We start from the raw sequence: 18,006 nt of genomic DNA on the forward strand, positions 1-18,006 counted from the left end.
GACCCGGGCGCGCGTTCACGGTACCTGCTGGCACCCGCGCGCCCCGTCCCGGCACGCCCCGCCGGTGACCACCCGGCAGGATCCGGGCTGGGGACGGCTCGGCGTGCTCGGCGTACGGTCAGGACGTGGCGACGAGGTCCGGCACCGAGACGGGGTCCACCGCCCGGCCCTCGTCGACCGCCGCCCACACCGCGGCGCAGGCCGCCCGCGCCACGTCCACCGCGGGCTCGAGGTCGTCGTCCGCGGAGACGCGGGTCGGGCCGCGCAGCTCGAGCCGCCCGTCCACCACCCGCGCGGCCGCCGCGCGGCACGTCCACCACCCCTCCGCGCCCGGCACGGGCACCGGGTGCCGCACGAGCAGGGCGCGCAGGTCGGCCCCCAGCAGGTGCGGACGCAGGTGCGGCGGGGCCAGGACGGCGTCCCGCGCGCTGCTGACGCCCGTGAGCACGTGCAGCCCGTCGTACCCCCCGCCCCGCGCGCCCGCGAGGTCGGTGTCCAACCGGTCCCCCACGACGAGGACGCGCCGTGCCCCCGCCCGCTGGACCGCGAGGTGGTACATGGTCGGCTCCGGCTTGCCGGCGCTCGCCGGCTCGACGCCGGTCGCCGCCACGACCGCCGCCACCAACGAGCCGTTGCCCGGCGCCGTGCCGCGCGCCGTGGGGATCGACAGGTCACGGTTGGAGGCCACGTGCCACGCCCCGCGCTGCACCGCGTACGCGGCCTCGGCCAGCTGCGTCCACCCGACCTCCAGGGCGAACCCCTGGGCGACGGCGACGGGATCGTCGTCGGCCGACGACACCACCGTGAACCCCGCCTCGCGGACCGCGGTGAGCAGCCCCGCACCGCCGACGACCAGCACCCGCGAGCCCGGCGCGAGCCGGGTGAGCAGCAGCTGGGCGCACGCCTGCGCGGCCGTCATGACCTCCTCGGGGGTGGTCGGGATGTCGAGGCCCGACAGGTGCTCCGCCACCGTCCCCGGCTCGCGCGACGCGTTGTTCGTGACGAACACCAGCCGCATCCCGCGGGCGCGCGCCGTCGTCAGGCTGGCGGCGGCGTGCTCGATCGGCTCCGGGCCCCGGTAGGCCACCCCGTCGAGATCGACGAGCGCGAGGTCGTACCCCTCCGCCGGGGGCTGCGGGCTGGCGACGAGCCCGCCGCTCACGCCTCGTCCCCTCGCACGTCCGCGTCCTGCTGCCCGCGCTGCTCGCCGTCCCGCACCTCGTCGCGCTGCCCGTCCCGCACCTCGTCGGGCTGCTCGTCGGCGGGCTGGCCGTCCTGCTCGTCGTCCTGCTCGTCATCCGGCTCGCCGGCGGGCTGGCCGTCCTGCTCGTCGTCCGGCTCGCCGGCGGGCCGGCCGTCCTGCTCGTCGTCCTCGTCGGCGAGGTCCCAGACGACGAGGTCGTCGTCGTCGTCGACCCGGCCGCCGGCCGCCGCGAGCTGGGCCGCGTCGAAGCCGGCGAGCTCCGCCGCGGCCTCCTCGGCACGGCCGGCCGCCTCGAGCGCCGTCGCGCGCGCCTGTGCCACCCGGACCCCGAGCACCCCGCCCGCCGCGCGCACCTCCGGCGTCCCCAGCGCGGCGAGGGCGGCGTCGGGCTCCCCGAGGTCGAGCCGTGCACCGCTGACGACCATGGCGAGCTCCACCCGGCCCGCGGGGTCGAGCCCGGCGGCACCCTCGTCCTGCGCCAGGGCGAGAGCGCGCTCGGGGCGCCCGAGACCCCGCTCGCAGTCCGCCATGACCGGCAGGTGCTCGGACGACCCGTTCAGGCGGCGCACCGTCCGCAGCTCGCGGAGCGCCTCCGCCCACCGGCCGGTGCGGTACGCCGCGAGCCCGGCCGCCTCGCGCACCACGTCGACGCGGCCGCCACGGACGACCGCCGCCGTGGCGTGCGCGTACGCCGCCTCTGGGTCGTCGTCCAGGAGCCGCGCGACCATCACGAGGTGACGTCCCACGACGTCGGCGTTCTCCTTCGTCAGGGTGCGCAGACGCCCCCGCACGTCCCGGTCGAGCATGCCGAAGACCACGTCCTCGGGGATCGCCGGCCCGGCGGCCGGCCGCGCCGACCGCAGCGCGCCCCGCTGCTCGGGGGCGCCCCCGGCCCTGTCTGTCTGACGGTCGTCACCGCCGCGAGCACCCACGGCTCGGCCCGACCACGGCCGACCGCTGTCGCGGTCGTCCCGCCGCGGCCCTGCTGCACCCTCGCGCCGCTCCCAGGAGCGGCCCGCACCGCCCCCGGGCCCACCGCGATCCGGCCGGCCGGGCCGCCCACGACCGGCGTCCGCGCCGCCCCGTCCTCCGCGGTCCGTCGCGCGGTCGTCCGCGTCGCGACGGCCCCAGGGTCGGTCCTCACCCGACTGCCAGGGTCGGTCCGAGGACCGACCACCGCTCCGCAAACCCGCTGCTGCACCGCCGGCGCGGTCGTCACGGCCCCGGTACCCGCCCGTCGCCCCGGCGTCGCGCCGCGGGGACCCGCCGCCGGCACGGCCGTCCCGGCCCTGAGAACGACCCGGCCGGTCCTCACGGCCGGGGTACCCACCCGCACGGTCGTCCCGGCGCTGGTAGCCGCCCGGTCGGTCGTCCCGGCGCTCGTACCCACCCGCACGCTCAGACGAGCGCGGGTCCCCACCGCCCCCGTCGCGACGCTGGAAACCGCCACCCCCCGCACGCTGATCACGACGCGGGTCACCGCCGGCGCCGCGACGGTCGTCGCGACGCTGGTACCCCGAACCCGCACCGCCCTCAGGGCGGCCGAAGCCAGCCCCTCCCCGCCCGCCTCGCGGAGCGGCGCCCCCGCCCGAGCCGGCGCCCGGTTGGCCGCCCCTGCCGGAGACCGCCCGCGACCGGGAGGAGCCGCCGTCCTCGCGCGGACCCCCGCGTCGCTCCGACGTGCCGGCCGCTCCGGACCAGCGGTCCCCCGCAAAGCCCCGCCCGTCCCGTCCCGACAACCGGGGTGCACCGCCGGCGTCGCCGCCCGGACGGCCCCTCGAGGGACGCCCTGACGCGTACCCGTCACCCGTCGCCCGCGGACCTCCGGCTGCGGCGCGTCGCCCGCCCGGTGCCTCGCCCGCGATCCGACGACGAGGGCCGTCCAGCCCCTGCTGGTCGCGGCTCCGGCCCGCTCCCCCGGGAGCGCCCTGGCCCGCGCGGCCGCCGGCCGTCGGGCGTCGCCCCTCGTCGTCCCCGCGCCTCGTGGCCCGGTCGTCGTCGCTGTTCATCTGGAGACCTCTCGTCGTACGTCGGCACCCATGGTCCCACGGACGGCGGGCAGCCCTCCCAGGCAACACCTGTGTGCGACCGACGCGCTGCGCGCCGACGTCGTCCCGTATCGCAAGAGACACGCTCGGTCCGGGAACGACGAAAGGCCACCCCGTGTCGGGGTGGCCTTTCGTGGTAATGGTTGTCCGGCGGCGTCCTACTCTCCCACACCCTGGCGGGTGCAGTACCATCGGCGCTGGTGGGCTTAGCTTCCGGGTTCGGAATGGGACCGGGCGTTTCCCCACCGCTATGACCGCCGTAACGGGGTCGAACCTGGCACCCCGCGCACCCGGCCACCTGGTGGTGGCGGGTGGGGGTGGGTCGTGGTTCGGGAACCGCACAGTGGACGCGTAGCAGTGAATGGTGTGAGCAAGCTGTCGGCTGATTAGTACCGGTCAGCTGCGGCAGTCGTTGGTCCTGCCTTCCACATCCGGCCTATCGACCCCGTGGTCTACGGGGAGCCTCTCACCCCACGAAGGGGGCGTGGAAACCTCATCTTGAAGCAGGCTTCCCGCTTAGATGCTTTCAGCGGTTATCCCTTCCGAACGTAGCCAACCAGCCGTGCTCCTGGCGGAACAACTGGCACACCAGAGGTTCGTCCGTCCCGGTCCTCTCGTACTAGGGACAGCCCTTCTCAAGTTTCCTGCGCGCGCAGCGGATAGGGACCGAACTGTCTCACGACGTTCTAAACCCAGCTCGCGTACCGCTTTAATGGGCGAACAGCCCAACCCTTGGGACCTACTCCAGCCCCAGGATGCGACGAGCCGACATCGAGGTGCCAAACCATGCCGTCGATATGGACTCTTGGGCAAGATCAGCCTGTTATCCCCGGGGTACCTTTTATCCGTTGAGCGACGGCGCTTCCACAAGCCACCGCCGGATCACTAGTCCCGACTTTCGTCCCTGCTCGACCTGTCGGTCTCACAGTCAAGCTCCCTTGTGCACTTGCACTCGCCACCTGATTGCCAACCAGGCTGAGGGAACCTTTGGGCGCCTCCGTTACATTTTAGGAGGCAACCGCCCCAGTTAAACTACCCACCAGGCACTGTCCCTGGTCCGGATCACGGACCGAGGTTAGACATCCGAAGCGGTCAGAGTGGTATTTCAACGATGACTCCACGGACACTGGCGTGCCCGCTTCACAGTCTCCCACCTATCCTACACAAACCGCACCGAACACCAATACCAAGCTATAGTAAAGGTCCCGGGGTCTTTCCGTCCTGCTGCGCGTAACGAGCATCTTTACTCGTAGTGCAATTTCGCCGAGTTCGCGGTTGAGACAGCGGAGAAGTCGTTACGCCATTCGTGCAGGTCGGAACTTACCCGACAAGGAATTTCGCTACCTTAGGATGGTTATAGTTACCACCGCCGTTTACTGGGGCTTAAATTCTGAGCTTCGCAACTTGCGTTGCTGACCCGTCCTCTTAACCTTCCAGCACCGGGCAGGCGTCAGTCCGTATACATCGTCTTGCGACTTCGCACGGACCTGTGTTTTTAGTAAACAGTCGCTTCTCCCTGGTCTCTGCGGCCCTCCGTGCTGCCCCGGGCATGCCGGTTCACACATCAGGCCCCCCTTCTCCCGAAGTTACGGGGGCATTTTGCCGAGTTCCTTAACCACGATTGTCTCGATCGCCTTGGTATTCTCTACCTGACCACCTGAGTCGGTTTGGGGTACGGGCGGCTAGAACCTCGCGTCGAGGCTTTTCTTGGCAGCATAGGATCACCCTGTTCCCGCGAGTGCGGTCACCATCAGCTCTCAGGCACATGCCCGGCGGATTTGCCTACCGGACGCCCTACAGCCTTGGACGTGGACTACCATCGCCACGCCGGACTACCTTCCTGCGTCACCCCTGTTAACACGCTTACCTACTACCGGATCAGGTCCCAGCACGCACCCCCGGTGTCCCCGAAGGGACGGTGGGAGCACGCGGTGGTTAGTGTCACCGGGCTCGGTATGGGCGGTTCTTCGCCGGTACGGGAATATCAACCCGTTGTCCATCGACTACGCCTGTCGGCCTCGCCTTAGGTCCCGACTTACCCAGGGCGGATGAACCTGGCCCTGGAACCCTTGGTCATTCGGCGGACGGGTTTCTCACCCGTCATTCGCTACTCATGCCTGCATTCTCACTCGTGTGGTCTCCACCGCTGGATCACTCCGCGGCTTCACCGCCCACACGACGTCCCCTACCCACCTGCACGCCTGAACCCTTGCGGGCTGAGCTGTTGTGCACGTGTCACGGCTTCGGCGGTGTGCTTGAGCCCCGCTACATTGTCGGCGCGGAATCACTTGACCAGTGAGCTATTACGCACTCTTTCAAGGGTGGCTGCTTCTAAGCCAACCTCCTGGTTGTCAGTGCAACTCCACATCCTTTCCCACTTAGCACACGCTTAGGGGCCTTAGCCGGTGATCTGGGCTGTTTCCCTCTCGACTACGGAGCTTATCCCCCGCAGTCTCACTGCCACGCTGTGGCTTACCGGCATTCGGAGTTTGGCTAACGTCAGTAACCTGGTGGGGCCCATCGGCTATCCAGTAGCTCTACCTCCGGCAAGGAACGCGTGACGCTGCACCTAAATGCATTTCGGGGAGAACCAGCTATCACGAAGTTTGATTGGCCTTTCACCCCTAACCACAGGTCATCCCCCAGGTTTTCAACCCTGGTGGGTTCGGGCCTCCACACGGTCTTACCCGCGCTTCACCCTGCCCATGGCTAGATCACTTCGCTTCGGGTCTAGAGCACGCGACTACCTCGCCCTGTTCGGACTCGCTTTCGCTACGGCTTCCCCACACGGGTTAACCTCGCCACGTACCACTAACTCGCAGGCTCATTCTTCAAAAGGCACGCCGTCACCCCTGCTAGGGAGGCTCCGACGGATTGTAGGCACACGGTTTCAGGTACTATTTCACTCCCCTCCCGGGGTACTTTTCACCTTTCCCTCACGGTACTTGTCCGCTATCGGTCACCAGGTAGTATTTAGGCTTACACAGTGGTCTGTGCAGATTCACTCCAGGTTTCTCGGGCCCGGAGCTACTTGGGATCCCTCACGGGAGGCCACACCATTTCGTCTACGGGGGTACCACCCTCTGTGCCCGGCCATTCAAAGCCGTTCGACTATGGCGCGACTTTCTCACTCCCCGGGCCGGCGGCAGCCAGCCCAGCAAGGTCCCACAACCCCGTACGCGCAACCCCTGCCGGGTATCACACGCGCACGGTTTGGCCTGATCCGCTTTCGCTCGCCACTACTCACGGAATATCTCTTCCTGCCGGTACTGAGATGTTTCACTTCCCGGCGTTCCCTCCACACACCCTATATATTCAGGTGCGGGTCACAGCACATGACTGCTGCGGGGTTCCCCCATTCGGACATCCTCGGATCACAGTCTGTTTGCCGACTCCCCGAGGCTTATCGCAGGCTACCACGTCCTTCTTCGGCTCCTGATGCCAAGGCATCCACCCTGTGCCCTTAAAAACTTGCCACAAAGATCATTCAAAGATGCTCGCGTCCACTGTGCAGTTCTCAAACAACGACCACCACGACCGGATCCGGCACCGCCAGCACCCACCCCCGACCCCCTCACGACGGAAGAGGACCAGGCATGAGCCGGTACGAGCACCCCGGCCATGGCCCCGAGACGAACACACCACCCGACCGGGCAGCTGCTCCCTCAGGACCCAACAGCGTGTCAGCCGACCCCCAGACCACCCCGGCCACCCGTTCCCACCCGCGCACCGCACCCCACCCCCCACCAGGAGGAGCAAGGACACGACCACACGACGTACTAGGGTCACCCGGGCCCGCAGGACCGGCAGCAGTCGATGTTCCACCCTCGAGCACCACCCCCAGCACGCACGGCCAGGGCATGGTCCTGCACGCACCACCCCCACCCACGACAGGCAAGGACGCGCGTCAGATGCTCCTTAGAAAGGAGGTGATCCAGCCGCACCTTCCGGTACGGCTACCTTGTTACGACTTAGTCCCAATCGCCAGTCCCACCTTCGACAGCTCCCCCCTCACGAGGAGGTTGGGCCACCGGCTTCGGGTGTTACCGACTTTCGTGACTTGACGGGCGGTGTGTACAAGGCCCGGGAACGTATTCACCGCAGCGTTGCTGATCTGCGATTACTAGCGACTCCGACTTCATGGGGTCGAGTTGCAGACCCCAATCCGAACTGAGACCGGCTTTTTGGGATTCGCTCCACCTCGCGGTATCGCAGCCCTTTGTACCGGCCATTGTAGCATGCGTGAAGCCCAAGACATAAGGGGCATGATGATTTGACGTCATCCCCACCTTCCTCCGAGTTGACCCCGGCAGTCTCCCATGAGTCCCCGGCACGACCCGCTGGCAACATGGAACGAGGGTTGCGCTCGTTGCGGGACTTAACCCAACATCTCACGACACGAGCTGACGACAACCATGCACCACCTGTGCACCGACCTTGCGGGGCACCCATCTCTGAGTGTTACCGGTGCATGTCAAGCCTTGGTAAGGTTCTTCGCGTTGCATCGAATTAATCCGCATGCTCCGCCGCTTGTGCGGGCCCCCGTCAATTTCTTTGAGTTTTAGCCTTGCGGCCGTACTCCCCAGGCGGGGCACTTAATGCGTTTGCTGCGGCACGGAATCCGTGGAATGGACCCCACACCTAGTGCCCAACGTTTACGGCATGGACTACCAGGGTATCTAATCCTGTTCGCTCCCCATGCTTTCGCTCCTCAGCGTCAGTTGCGGCCCAGTGACCTGCCTTCGCCATCGGTGTTCCTCCTGATATCTGCGCATTCCACCGCTACACCAGGAATTCCAGTCACCCCTACCGCACTCTAGTGTGCCCGTACCCACTGCAAGCCCCAGGTTGAGCCTGAGGATTTCACAGCAGACGCGACACACCGCCTACGAGCTCTTTACGCCCAATAATTCCGGACAACGCTTGCGCCCTACGTATTACCGCGGCTGCTGGCACGTAGTTAGCCGGCGCTTCTTCTGCAGGTACCGTCACTCTCGCTTCTTCCCTGCTGAAAGAGGTTTACAACCCGAAGGCCGTCATCCCTCACGCGGCGTCGCTGCATCAGGCTTTCGCCCATTGTGCAATATTCCCCACTGCTGCCTCCCGTAGGAGTCTGGGCCGTGTCTCAGTCCCAGTGTGGCCGGTCGCCCTCTCAGGCCGGCTACCCGTCGTCGCCTTGGTAGGCCATCACCCCACCAACAAGCTGATAGGCCGCGAGCCCATCCCTGACCGAAAAACTTTCCACGCACACCCATGCAGGCACACGTCATATCCGGTATTAGCCACCGTTTCCAGCAGTTATCCCAGAGTCAGGGGCAGGTTACTCACGTGTTACTCACCCGTTCGCCACTGATCACCCCAGCAAGCTGGAGATCACCGTTCGACTTGCATGTGTTAAGCACGCCGCCAGCGTTCGTCCTGAGCCAGAATCAAACTCTCCGTCAATGATAGACAACAACCACACCACCACACCCGAGAGCGCAGCAGCACGGCAGTCGACAAACACAGAGAAAAACCCCAGCTGACAGAACAAGCCATCTGGCCTGTCCAGATCAACCAAACAACAACCCACCCCCACAAGCACCAACCCCCACAACAGGGACCAGCACCAGCACAGGCAGGCGATTTGGCATCGACTACTTGACACACTGTTGAGTTCTCAAGGAACAGACGCACACCACCTCGACCACGTCACCGCGATCTCGCCTGGGGCTCGTTCTCGCCGCATCCGGACCGAAGTCCCGACGCGTCCAGCGGGCCGGACGCAAGGCGCCCGACTCATCGTGCTGGGGAGGCCGCCTCAGCGGGACCGGCCACCGGGTTGAACCCTGGTGTCCTTTCCTCCCTGCCGGGCGACGTCGTAGAACATTACGCGGATGTTGCGGGGCGTGCAAACCCGCGTGCATCCCGGGCGTGTCGCGCGGCCGCGACCACGGTCACCAGGATCCTGACCTGCAGCGACGCCGCTCCGACGGCGGTCCGCGACGTACGCCCGTCGCGCACCCGTCGACCGGGGCGGGCCGGTGCGCCGCGCGAGGCCGACGCCCCGGCCGGCGGCAGCGCCGCCCGGGGCCGGCGACCTCGCGGACGCGGCGACCTCACGGACGCGGCGACCTCACGGACGCGGCGACCCGGCCGGGCCGGCGTCGACCACGGCGAGGGTGCGCTTGCCCCGGCGCAGCAGCGCCCAGCGCCCGGCCAGGAGGTCGGGCTCCTGCAGGGTCGCATCTGCGTCGGTGATGCGCGCGTTGTTGAGGGAGGCCCCGCCCTCGCCGATCGCGCGGCGGGCGGCGGCCTTGCTCGCGACGACGCCCGTGGCCGCGAGGAGGTCGACGAGCGGGTCACCCGGCCGGCCCGGAGCGGTGGGCAGCCCCGCGACCGCGGCAGCGAGGACGTCGGGATCGAGGTCGGCCAGCGCGCCGCGACCGAAGAGCGCCTCGCTGGCGTCGACGACCGCCTGCGCCACCGCCGCACCGTGCACGAGCGCGGTGACGTCCCACGCGAGGGCACGCTGCGCCGCCCGGGCGGCCGGCCGGGCGCGCACGTCCTCTTCGAGCGCCTCGATCTCCTCGCGACTGCGGAAGGTGAACACCTTCAGGTAGCGCACCACGTCGGCGTCGTCCGCCTGGAGCCAGAACTGGTAGAAGGCGTACGGCGTCGTCATCGTCGGGTCCAGCCAGACCGTGCCGGACTCCGTCTTGCCGAACTTCGTGCCGTCCGCCTTGGTGATGAGCGGCGTGGTGAGGGCGTGCACCGCTGCGCCCTCCGAGCGGCGCACCAGCTCCACGCCCGAGAGCAGGTTGCCCCACTGGTCGCTCCCCCCGGTCTGCAGCGTGACGCCGTGCCGGCGGTGCAGCTCGAGGAAGTCCATGCCCTGCAGGATCTGGTAGCTGAACTCGGTGAAGCTGATGCCCTGCTCGCTCTGCAGGCGGCGCGCGACCGTGTCCTTCGCGAGCATCGTGCCGAGCCGGTAGTGCCGACCGACGTCGCGCAGGAAGGTGATCGCGGACAGGTCCTGCGTCCAGTCGAGGTTGTTGACCATCGTCGCGGCGCCCTCGCCCTCGAACCGCAGCAGCGGCTCGATCTGGCGACGGATGCGGGCGACCCAGCCCGCGACGAGCTCGGGTGCGTTGAGCGTCCGCTCCCCCGTCATCTTGGGGTCGCCGATGAGACCGGTGGCCCCGCCGACGAGCGCGAAGGGGCGGTGCCCGGCGTCCTGGAGGCGGCGCACCGTGAGGATCTGGACGAGGTTGCCGATGTGCAGGCTCGGCGCCGTCGGGTCGAAGCCGCAGTAGAACGAGACGGGTCCGGCCGCCAGCGCCTCGCGCAGGGCGTCGGTGTCCGTCGTCTGGGCGACGAGGCCGCGCCAGGCGAGCTCGTCGAGCACGGAGGGCTGCGCCTCCGCGCGTGCGGGCACGGCGTCCGGCAGGTGGCCGGGCAGATCGGCGGGCAGGTCGGCGGGCAGGGCGTCGCGCACGGCGGACGCCGCGCCGGCGTCGTCGGGCAGGGCGTCGGGAAGGGCGGGGTGGACGGGCTGGGTCATGTCGGGGCCTTCCCCGCCGCGCGGGTCGCGGGCGAGAGGGTCGGGGCGGGCGGACGCGTCAGGCCGACGCCGTCGCCCCGTCGGGGGCGTCTGCCGGCGCCGGCGAGCGATACGCCGGGCGGTACGGGGACACCGTTGGCTCGTTCTGCAGCCAGAACCGCCACGGGAAGCGCCCGGCGTCGCCGCCGGTGCCGGACACGCCGACCCGGGGGCCGGTGGCGTGCTGGGCATGGGTGGTCCCCGGGCGGTGGACGACGACCGCCCCCTCGGGCTCCGTGACGTCCGCACCGTTGTCCTGCAGGTCCAGGCCCAGGCAGACCGCGAGACGAGCCGGCCCGCGGGCGAGCTGCCGCCGGGAGTCGACCACGCCGACGCGTTCGCGGCGCTCCCACGCCAGGTCTTCGCCGTCGACGACCTCCCCTGCGCGCAGGAGGACCGCGGCGGGCGACCCCGTGGGCTGCGCGACGACGTTGACGCAGTGGTGCAGGCCGAGGTGCCGGTAGACGTAGAGCCGGCCCGGCTCGGCGAACATGACGCCGTTGCGCGCGGTGCGGCCCCGGAAGGCGTGCGACCCCGGGTCCTCGGAGCCCGCGTACGCCTCGACCTCCGTCACGCGGACCGTGACGTCGCCCTCGGGGCTGCGGCGCGTGACGTAGGCACCCAGCAGGTCCCGGGCGACGACGAGCACGTCCCGCGCGTACCAGACGCGCGCAGGGGTCGTGACCGTCGCGCCGGGGGGCAGCGCGGAGGCCACCGACCAGGGCCGCACGACCGGACCGGTGCGCGCGCCGGTGCGCGAGCGTGGGGGCTGGTCGTGCGGCACACCCGCGGGCGGCGTGCCCGTGCCCGGCTGCGTGTCCACGTGCCCATCCTGCCCCACGCCGCGCGCCTCTCCCGGACGCGTGCTCACGGGAGCACCAGCCCGTCGCGGTCCACGCGCACGTCCGCGCGGGCACGCGTGTCCTCGCGGACGAAGTGCTGGGCCTCGTCGGCCATCCACGCCTCCCACTGCGGCCGCGTGTCGGCGCCGTCGCGGGCCAGCCCGCGCTCGAGGCGGAGCGCGGCCGGTGCCTCGACCCACACCCGCAGGGTCGCGACCGGGTCGGCCGCACGCCGCGCCGACCCGCACCCCTCGAGGACCAGCACGTCCGGCACGGGGACGTCGACGTGGTCGGCGAAGGCGCCGGCGGGCCAGTCCCAGCGGCGGTACCGTCCGGGTCGCCGGGCGGCCAGCGGCCCCAGCACCTCGGCCTGCAGCCGCGGCCACAGGCTGCCCTCCAGCCCGCTCCACCCCTCGTAGAGGTCGTCCAGGTGCACGACGCCGACCGCGAGCCCCGCGGCCGTCAGCCGCTCGCGGACCCGGGCGGCGAGGGTCGTCTTGCCCGAGCCGGCCGGCCCGTCGACGCACAGCAGCCGGACGGCACCCAGGCGCGCGGGTCCTGCCGCCACGCGCTCGGCGACGAGGGGCGCGGCCGGCACCGAGCGCCCACCGGCCGGGGTACTGCCCGGGGTGCCGCCCGCGGTGCCGCCCGCGGTGCCGGCCGCGGTGCCGGCCGACGTGCCGCCCGACGTGCCGTCCGGCACGGCGGCCGACGACGCGCCGGGTCGGACGCCCGTCCCCGCGTCCGACGTCATGCCCGGTCGCGCAGCGCCGCCGCCCGGGCGCGCGCGGCTTCCAGCTGCTCGGCGACCCGGACGGGCGCCGTCCCGCCGACCGCGTCGCGCGAGGCCACGGAACCGGCGACGGTCAGCACCTCGCGGACCTCGGGGCGCAGGTGCGGGCTGATCGCCGCGAGCTCGTCGTCGGTGAGCTCGTGCAGCTCGACCGGCGGCGTGTGCGCCTCGCACGCCCGCACGCAGGCCCCCGCGACCTCGTGCGCCTCGCGGAACGGCACGTGCTGCCGGACGAGCCACTCGGCGACGTCGGTCGCGAGGGAGAACCCCCGGGGCGCGAGCTCGGCCATGCGCGCGGTGTCGAACGTGAGCGTCGCGACCATCCCGGCGAAGGCGGGCAGCAGCACCCTGAGCTGGTCCACCTGGTCGAAGACGGGCTCCTTGTCCTCCTGCAGGTCGCGGTTGTACGCGAGGGGCAGCCCCTTGAGCGTCGTGAGCAGCCCGGTGAGGTCGCCGACGACCCGACCGGCCTTGCCGCGCGCGAGCTCGGCCACGTCCGGGTTCTTCTTCTGCGGCATGATGCTCGACCCGGTCGAGTACGCGTCGTGCAGCCGCACGAAGCCGAACTCGACGGTCGACCACAGGACGACCTCCTCGGCCAGCCGCGAGAGGTCCACGGCGGTCATCGCGGCGACGAAGGCGAACTCCGCCACCACGTCGCGGGACGCCGTGCCGTCGATGGAGTTCTCGACGGGCCCGGCGAAGCCCAGCTCGGCGGCCACGGCGGCCGGGTCCAGCCCGAGCGAGGACCCGGCGAGCGCCCCCGACCCGTACGGGGAGCGGGCGGCACGCGCGTCCCAGTCGGCCCAGCGCTCGACGTCGCGCAGCAGCGGCCACGCGTGCGCGAGCAGGTGGTGCGCGAGCAGGACGGGCTGGGCGTGCTGGAGGTGCGTGCGGCCGGGCAGCACCGCCTCGCCGGCCCGCGCCGCCTGCTCGACGAGGGCGTCGACGACGTCGAGCACCAGGCCCGAGAGCACCCGCGACTGCTCGCGCAGGTACATGCGCACGAGCGTGGCGATCTGGTCGTTGCGCGAGCGGCCGGCGCGCAGGCGGCCGCCGAGCTCCGCACCGGCCCGCTCGACGAGACCCCGCTCGAGCGCGGTGTGGACGTCCTCGTCGTCCGGCGTCGGACCGAAGGCGCCCGACGCCACGTCCGCGCGCAGCCGCTCGAGCGCGGCCACCATGTCGCGGACCTCGTCGTCGGACAGCAGGCCGGCCGCGTGCAGGACGTGCGCGTGCGCCACCGAGCCCGTGATGTCGTGGTCGGCCAGCCGCCAGTCGAAGTGCGTCGAGCGCGACAGGTCCGCCAGCGCGGCCGCGGGTCCGGCGCTGAACCGACCGCCCCACAGCGCGGCGGACGACGCGGCGGCGGCGCCGGCCGGCGCGCCCGGCGCGCCCGGCGACAGGGGCGTCTCAGGCACCCTCGACCGTCCCGATGCCGCCGGCCTGCCCCAGGTCGGGCGCGTTGCCGAACTTCACGTCGCGCGCGGCGGCGAGCTTGCTCGACAGCCCGTAGATCTCGATGAAGCCCTTCGCGGCGGACTGGTCGAAGGAGTCGCCCGTGTCGTACGTCGCGAGGTTGAAGTCGTAGAGGCTGGCCTCCGACCGGCGCCCCGTGACGGTCGCGCGGCCACCGTGCAGCATCAGGCGCACCTCGCCCGAGACGTAGCGCTGCGTGTCGGCGATGAAGACGTCGAGGGAGCGCTTGAGCGGGCTGAACCACTGGCCGTCGTACACGAGCTCGGTCCAGCGCTGCTCGACGCCGCGCTTGAACCGCGCCTGCTCCCGCTCGACGGTGACGTTCTCGAGCTCCTGGTGCGCGGCGATGAGGGCGATCGCACCCGGGGCCTCGTACACCTCGCGGCTCTTGATGCCGACGAGGCGGTCCTCGACGATGTCGATGCGGCCGACGCCCTGCGCCCCGGCGCGGCGGTTCATCTCCTGGATCGCCTGCAGCGGCGTCACGGCCACGCCGTCGATGGCGACGGGCACGCCGGCCTCGAAGGTGAGGACGAGCTCGTCGGCGACCGGCGGGAACGTCGGGTCGTCCGTGTAGGAGTAGACGTCCTTCGTCGGGCCGTTCCAGATGTCCTCGAGGTAGCCCGTCTCGACCGCGCGGCCCCAGACGTTCTGGTCGATGGAGAACGGGTTGTGCTTCGTCGTCGCGATGGGCAGGTTCTTGCGCTCCGCGAACTCGATGGCCTTGTCCCGCGTCAGCGCCAGGTCGCGGACGGGCGCGAGGCACGTGAGGTCGGGGGCCAGCGACGTGATGCCGACCTCGAACCGCACCTGGTCGTTGCCCTTGCCGGTGCAGCCGTGCGCCACGGTCGTCGCGCCGAACTGCCGCGCCGCCCGGACGAGGTGCTTGACGATGACCGGCCGCGACAGCGCGGAGACCAGCGGGTACCTGTCGAGGTACAGGCCGTTGGCCTGCAGCGCCGGCATGCAGTACTCCTCGGCGAACTCGTCGCGGGCGTCGGCGACGTACGCCTCCACGGCGCCGCAGTCCAGCGCGCGGCGCCGGATGACCTCGAGGTCCTCCCCGCCCTGGCCGACGTCCACGGCGACGGCGACGACCTCGGCGCCCGTCGCCTCGGCGATCCAGCCGATGCCCACGGAGGTGTCCAGGCCGCCGGAGTAGGCGAGCACGACGCGGTCGGTCATGGTGGTGGTCTCTCTCGTTCTCTCGTGCCCGTGCAGGTGGGTCCTGCCGGTGCGTGTGCGTGGTGCGGGGGTGGTGGACGGGGGGTGCGTGGGGGGCGCGGGCGGTGCCGCGTCAGGACGACGCGAGCGCCAGGAAGCGGGCCGCGAGCGCGGGCCCGCCGGGCTCGGCCGGGTCGTCCGTCTCGCGGGCGACGACGAGCACGGTGTCGTCGCCCGCGATCGTGCCCAGCACCGCCGGCAGGACGGAGTGGTCGATCGCGGAGGCGAGGAACTGGGCGGCCCCGGGCGGGGTGCGCAGCACGACGAGGTTGCCGGACGACTCCGCGGTCACGAGCAGCTCGGCGCACAGGCGGGCCAGCCGGGCCGCGAGGACCTCCGGGGAGCCCGGTCCGCCGGGGGCCCCGGCCGGGCCGCCGCGGTCCTGCCACGCGCCGCCCTCCGGCGGCAGGGCGTAGGCCAGCGCCCCGGCGGGCGTGCGGGTCTTGACGGCCCGCAGCTCGACGAGGTCCCGGGACAGGGTGGCCTGCGTGACCACGACGCCCTCGGCGGCCAGCCGCTCGGCGAGCTCGGTCTGGCTGTGCACCGTCCCGCGCGTGAGCAGCGTGGTGATGAGCGCGTGCCGGGCCGCCTTCGTCCCCGGGGCCGCGAGGGTGCCGCCGGCGGCCGGCGGGGCGCTCACGCCCGCTCCAGCAGCCAGGTCAGCAGCGCCTTCTGGGCGTGCAGCCGGTTCTCGGCCTCGTCCCACACCACCGACTGCGGCCCGTCGAGCACCTCGGCGGTGATCTCCTTGCCGCGGTAGGCCGGCAGGCAGTGCAGGACGAGCGCCCCGGGCGCGGCGAGCGCGAGGACGTCCGCGTCGACCCGGAACGGCACGAAGGGGGTCTCGCGGTCGCCCGCCTCGTCCTCCTGGCCCATGGAGACCCAGGTGTCGGTGGCCACCGCGTCGGCGCCGGCGACGGCCTCGGCCACGTCGTGCACGACGCGCACCGACCCGCCCGTCGTCGCCGCGACATCCTGGGCCCGGGCGACCACGGCGGCGTCGGGCCGGTAGAGCGCCGGCGTGCCGATCCGGACGTGCAGCCCGGCCGTCGCACCGCCCAGCAGGTACGAGTGCGCCATGTTGTTCGAGCCGTCGCCGACGTAGGCGAGCGTCGTGCCCGCCAGGCCCGCGGTGCCCCCGCGGTGCTGCGCGAGCGTGAGCAGGTCGGCGAGCACCTGGCAGGGGTGGAAGTCGTCCGTGAGCGCGTTGACCACGGGGACGCCGGCGTGCGCCGCCATCTCGTCCAGCCGCGCCTGCGCGTGCGTGCGCCACACCACCGCCGCGACCTGCCGGCCGAGCACCCGCGCGGTGTCCGCGACCGACTCGCGCTGCCCGATCCGCGCGAGCGTGCCGTCGACCGTCAGCGGGAACCCGCCGAGCTCGGCGATGCCGGTGAGGAAGGAGACCTGCGTGCGCAGGGTGGGCTTGTCGAAGATGACCGCGACCGCCCGCGGCCCGGCCAGCGGCGTCCGCGCCTGCCGGTCGTCCCGGAACGCGAGGGCCAGGTCGAGGACCTCGCGCTGCTCGGCGGGCGACAGGTCGTCGTCGCGCAGGAGGTGGCGGGTCATGCCGGGTCCCCCACGTCGGCGCCGAGGTCGGCCGGCAGGCCCGCCAGGAAGGCCAGGAGGTCCCCGGCCTGGTCGCGCGTCAGCACGTACGGGGGGGCGAGCCGCAGGACCTCGGGCGTGCAGGGGTTGACGATGAGCCCGGCCTCCAGCGCCCGCGCGGCGACGAGGGCCGCGACCGGCCGCGTCAGCACGACCCCCAGGAGCAGGCCCTCCCCGCGGACGCCGGCGACGAGCGGGTGGCCCAGGCCCTGCACCTCCGCCCGCAGCCAGGCGCCGAGGTCCGTGACGTGCGCCAGGAGCCCGTCGCGCTCGACGACGCCCATGACCGCCAGGGCGGCCGCGGCCGCGACGGGGTTCCCGCCGAAGGTCGTCCCGTGCTGGCCGCGGCCGAGCAGCGTGGCCGCGTGCTCCCCCAGCGCGACGAGCGCCCCGACGGGGAAGCCGCCGCCGAGCCCCTTGGCGAGCGTGACGACGTCGGGGACGACCCCGCCGCCGAGGTGCGGGTGCTGGTGCGCGAACCAGCGGCCGGTGCGGCCCATGCCCGACTGCACCTCGTCGAGCACGAGCAGCGCGCCGTGCTCCGCGGTGAGGCGGCGGGCGGCGGCGAGCCAGCCGGCGGGCAGCGGGCGCACGCCCGCCTCCCCCTGCACGGGCTCGACGACGAGGCCCGCGACCTGCGCGCCGTCGGTGGCGAAGGCCGCCTCGAGCGCGTCGAGGTCGCCGAAGGGCAGGAACTCCACGCCGCCGGGCAGCGGCTCGAACGGCTCGCGGTACGCGGCCTTGTGCGTCAGCGCGAGCGCACCCATCGTCCGGCCGTGGAACGCGCCCTCGAGCGCGAGGACGCGCGGGCGCTCCGGGCCGCCGTGCCGGCGCAGCAGCTTGAACGCCGCCTCGTTGGCCTCCGCGCCGGAGTTCGTGAGGAACACGCGCGAGCCGGCGGGCGCGCCGAGCAGGCCCAGCAGGCGTTCGGCGAGCGTGATCTGCGTCGGCGTGCCGAAGAAGTTCGACACGTGCCCGAGCGTGCCCAGCTGCGCGCTGATCGCGGCCGTGAGGGTCGGGTGGGCGTGGCCGAGGCTGTTGACGGCGATGCCGCCGAGCAGGTCGAGGTAGCGCCGGCCGTCGGCGTCCCAGACGTACGGGCCCTCGCCGCGGACGAGGACGCGCTGCGGCGGGCCGAAGGTGTCCATGACCGCGTGCGTGTAGCGGTCCGTCCACCCGGCGACGTCGACGTCGCCGGCGGTGGTGGTCGTCATGCCGGTGGTGAG

General features: G+C 71.7%; 10 protein-coding genes and 3 rRNA genes. All 13 read right to left on the reverse strand.

Features of this window, described 5'->3' with window-relative positions; translation table 11 throughout:
* Window positions 1-118 precede the first annotated feature (118 nt).
* Complete coding sequence (locus AC2TDM_RS10290; protein WP_484634549.1) at window positions 119-1,162, reverse strand: HAD-IIA family hydrolase; 1,044 nt, start codon at window positions 1,160-1,162, stop codon at window positions 119-121.
* Complete coding sequence (locus AC2TDM_RS10295) at window positions 1,159-2,136, reverse strand: hypothetical protein (RefSeq protein WP_484634550.1); 978 nt, start codon at window positions 2,134-2,136, stop codon at window positions 1,159-1,161. Before AC2TDM_RS10295 ends, AC2TDM_RS10290 begins: the two co-directional genes overlap by 4 nt.
* Before the next feature lie 1,261 nt (window positions 2,137-3,397).
* Window positions 3,398-3,514: ribosomal RNA gene (gene rrf, locus AC2TDM_RS10300) — 5S ribosomal RNA — on the reverse strand.
* A gap of 104 nt (window positions 3,515-3,618) precedes the next feature.
* Window positions 3,619-6,729: ribosomal RNA gene (locus tag AC2TDM_RS10305) — 23S ribosomal RNA — on the reverse strand.
* A 445-nt stretch (window positions 6,730-7,174) separates the two neighbouring features.
* Window positions 7,175-8,697 (reverse strand): 16S ribosomal RNA (locus AC2TDM_RS10310).
* Together the 16S, 23S and 5S rRNA genes form the textbook arrangement of a ribosomal RNA operon.
* A 670-nt stretch (window positions 8,698-9,367) precedes the next feature.
* Window positions 9,368-10,795, reverse strand: a complete 1,428-nt coding sequence (tyrS, locus tag AC2TDM_RS10315; protein ID WP_484634551.1) for a tyrosine--tRNA ligase — start codon at window positions 10,793-10,795, stop codon at window positions 9,368-9,370.
* Window positions 10,796-10,853: 58 nt separating this feature from the next.
* Window positions 10,854-11,549, reverse strand: a complete 696-nt coding sequence (locus AC2TDM_RS10320) for a DNA-3-methyladenine glycosylase (protein ID WP_175499219.1) — start codon at window positions 11,547-11,549, stop codon at window positions 10,854-10,856.
* Window positions 11,550-11,701: 152 nt separating this feature from the next.
* Window positions 11,702-12,430 carry a nucleoside/nucleotide kinase family protein gene (locus AC2TDM_RS10325; RefSeq protein WP_484634552.1) on the reverse strand — a complete coding sequence of 243 codons (729 nt, stop codon included), beginning with the start codon at window positions 12,428-12,430 and terminating at the stop codon, window positions 11,702-11,704.
* Window positions 12,427-13,875, reverse strand: coding sequence for an argininosuccinate lyase (gene argH / locus AC2TDM_RS10330; protein WP_484636436.1), 1,449 nt, complete (start codon window positions 13,873-13,875; stop codon window positions 12,427-12,429). The genes AC2TDM_RS10325 and argH overlap by 4 nt, the downstream gene beginning before the upstream one ends.
* Before the next feature lie 7 nt (window positions 13,876-13,882).
* The gene (locus AC2TDM_RS10335) at window positions 13,883-15,133 is read right to left on the reverse strand and encodes an argininosuccinate synthase (protein WP_090030336.1); all 1,251 of its coding nucleotides are present in this window, start codon (window positions 15,131-15,133) and stop codon (window positions 13,883-13,885) included.
* Window positions 15,134-15,245: 112 nt separating this feature from the next.
* Window positions 15,246-15,812, reverse strand: a complete 567-nt coding sequence (locus AC2TDM_RS10340; protein ID WP_484634553.1) for an arginine repressor — start codon at window positions 15,810-15,812, stop codon at window positions 15,246-15,248.
* On the reverse strand, window positions 15,809-16,741 hold the full coding sequence (argF, locus tag AC2TDM_RS10345) for an ornithine carbamoyltransferase (RefSeq protein WP_484634554.1): 933 nt from the start codon (window positions 16,739-16,741) through the stop codon (window positions 15,809-15,811). The genes AC2TDM_RS10340 and argF overlap by 4 nt, the downstream gene beginning before the upstream one ends.
* Complete coding sequence (locus tag AC2TDM_RS10350; protein WP_484636437.1) at window positions 16,738-17,994, reverse strand: acetylornithine transaminase; 1,257 nt, start codon at window positions 17,992-17,994, stop codon at window positions 16,738-16,740. Before AC2TDM_RS10350 ends, argF begins: the two co-directional genes overlap by 4 nt.
* Between the last annotated feature and the right edge of the window lie 12 nt (window positions 17,995-18,006).

This window comes from Cellulomonas sp. plas2, assembly GCF_057221735.1.

Coding starts and splice junctions, on each gene's coding strand:
- tyrS (WP_484634551.1), bottom strand. CDS start 10,795: ATGACCCAGCCCGTCCACCCCGCCCTTCCCGACGCCCTGCCCGACGAC.
- AC2TDM_RS10325 (WP_484634552.1), bottom strand. CDS start 12,430: ATGACGTCGGACGCGGGGACGGGCGTCCGACCCGGCGCGTCGTCGGCC.
- AC2TDM_RS10335 (WP_090030336.1), bottom strand. CDS start 15,133: ATGACCGACCGCGTCGTGCTCGCCTACTCCGGCGGCCTGGACACCTCC.
- argF (WP_484634554.1), bottom strand. CDS start 16,741: ATGACCCGCCACCTCCTGCGCGACGACGACCTGTCGCCCGCCGAGCAG.
- AC2TDM_RS10350 (WP_484636437.1), bottom strand. CDS start 17,994: ATGACGACCACCACCGCCGGCGACGTCGACGTCGCCGGGTGGACGGAC.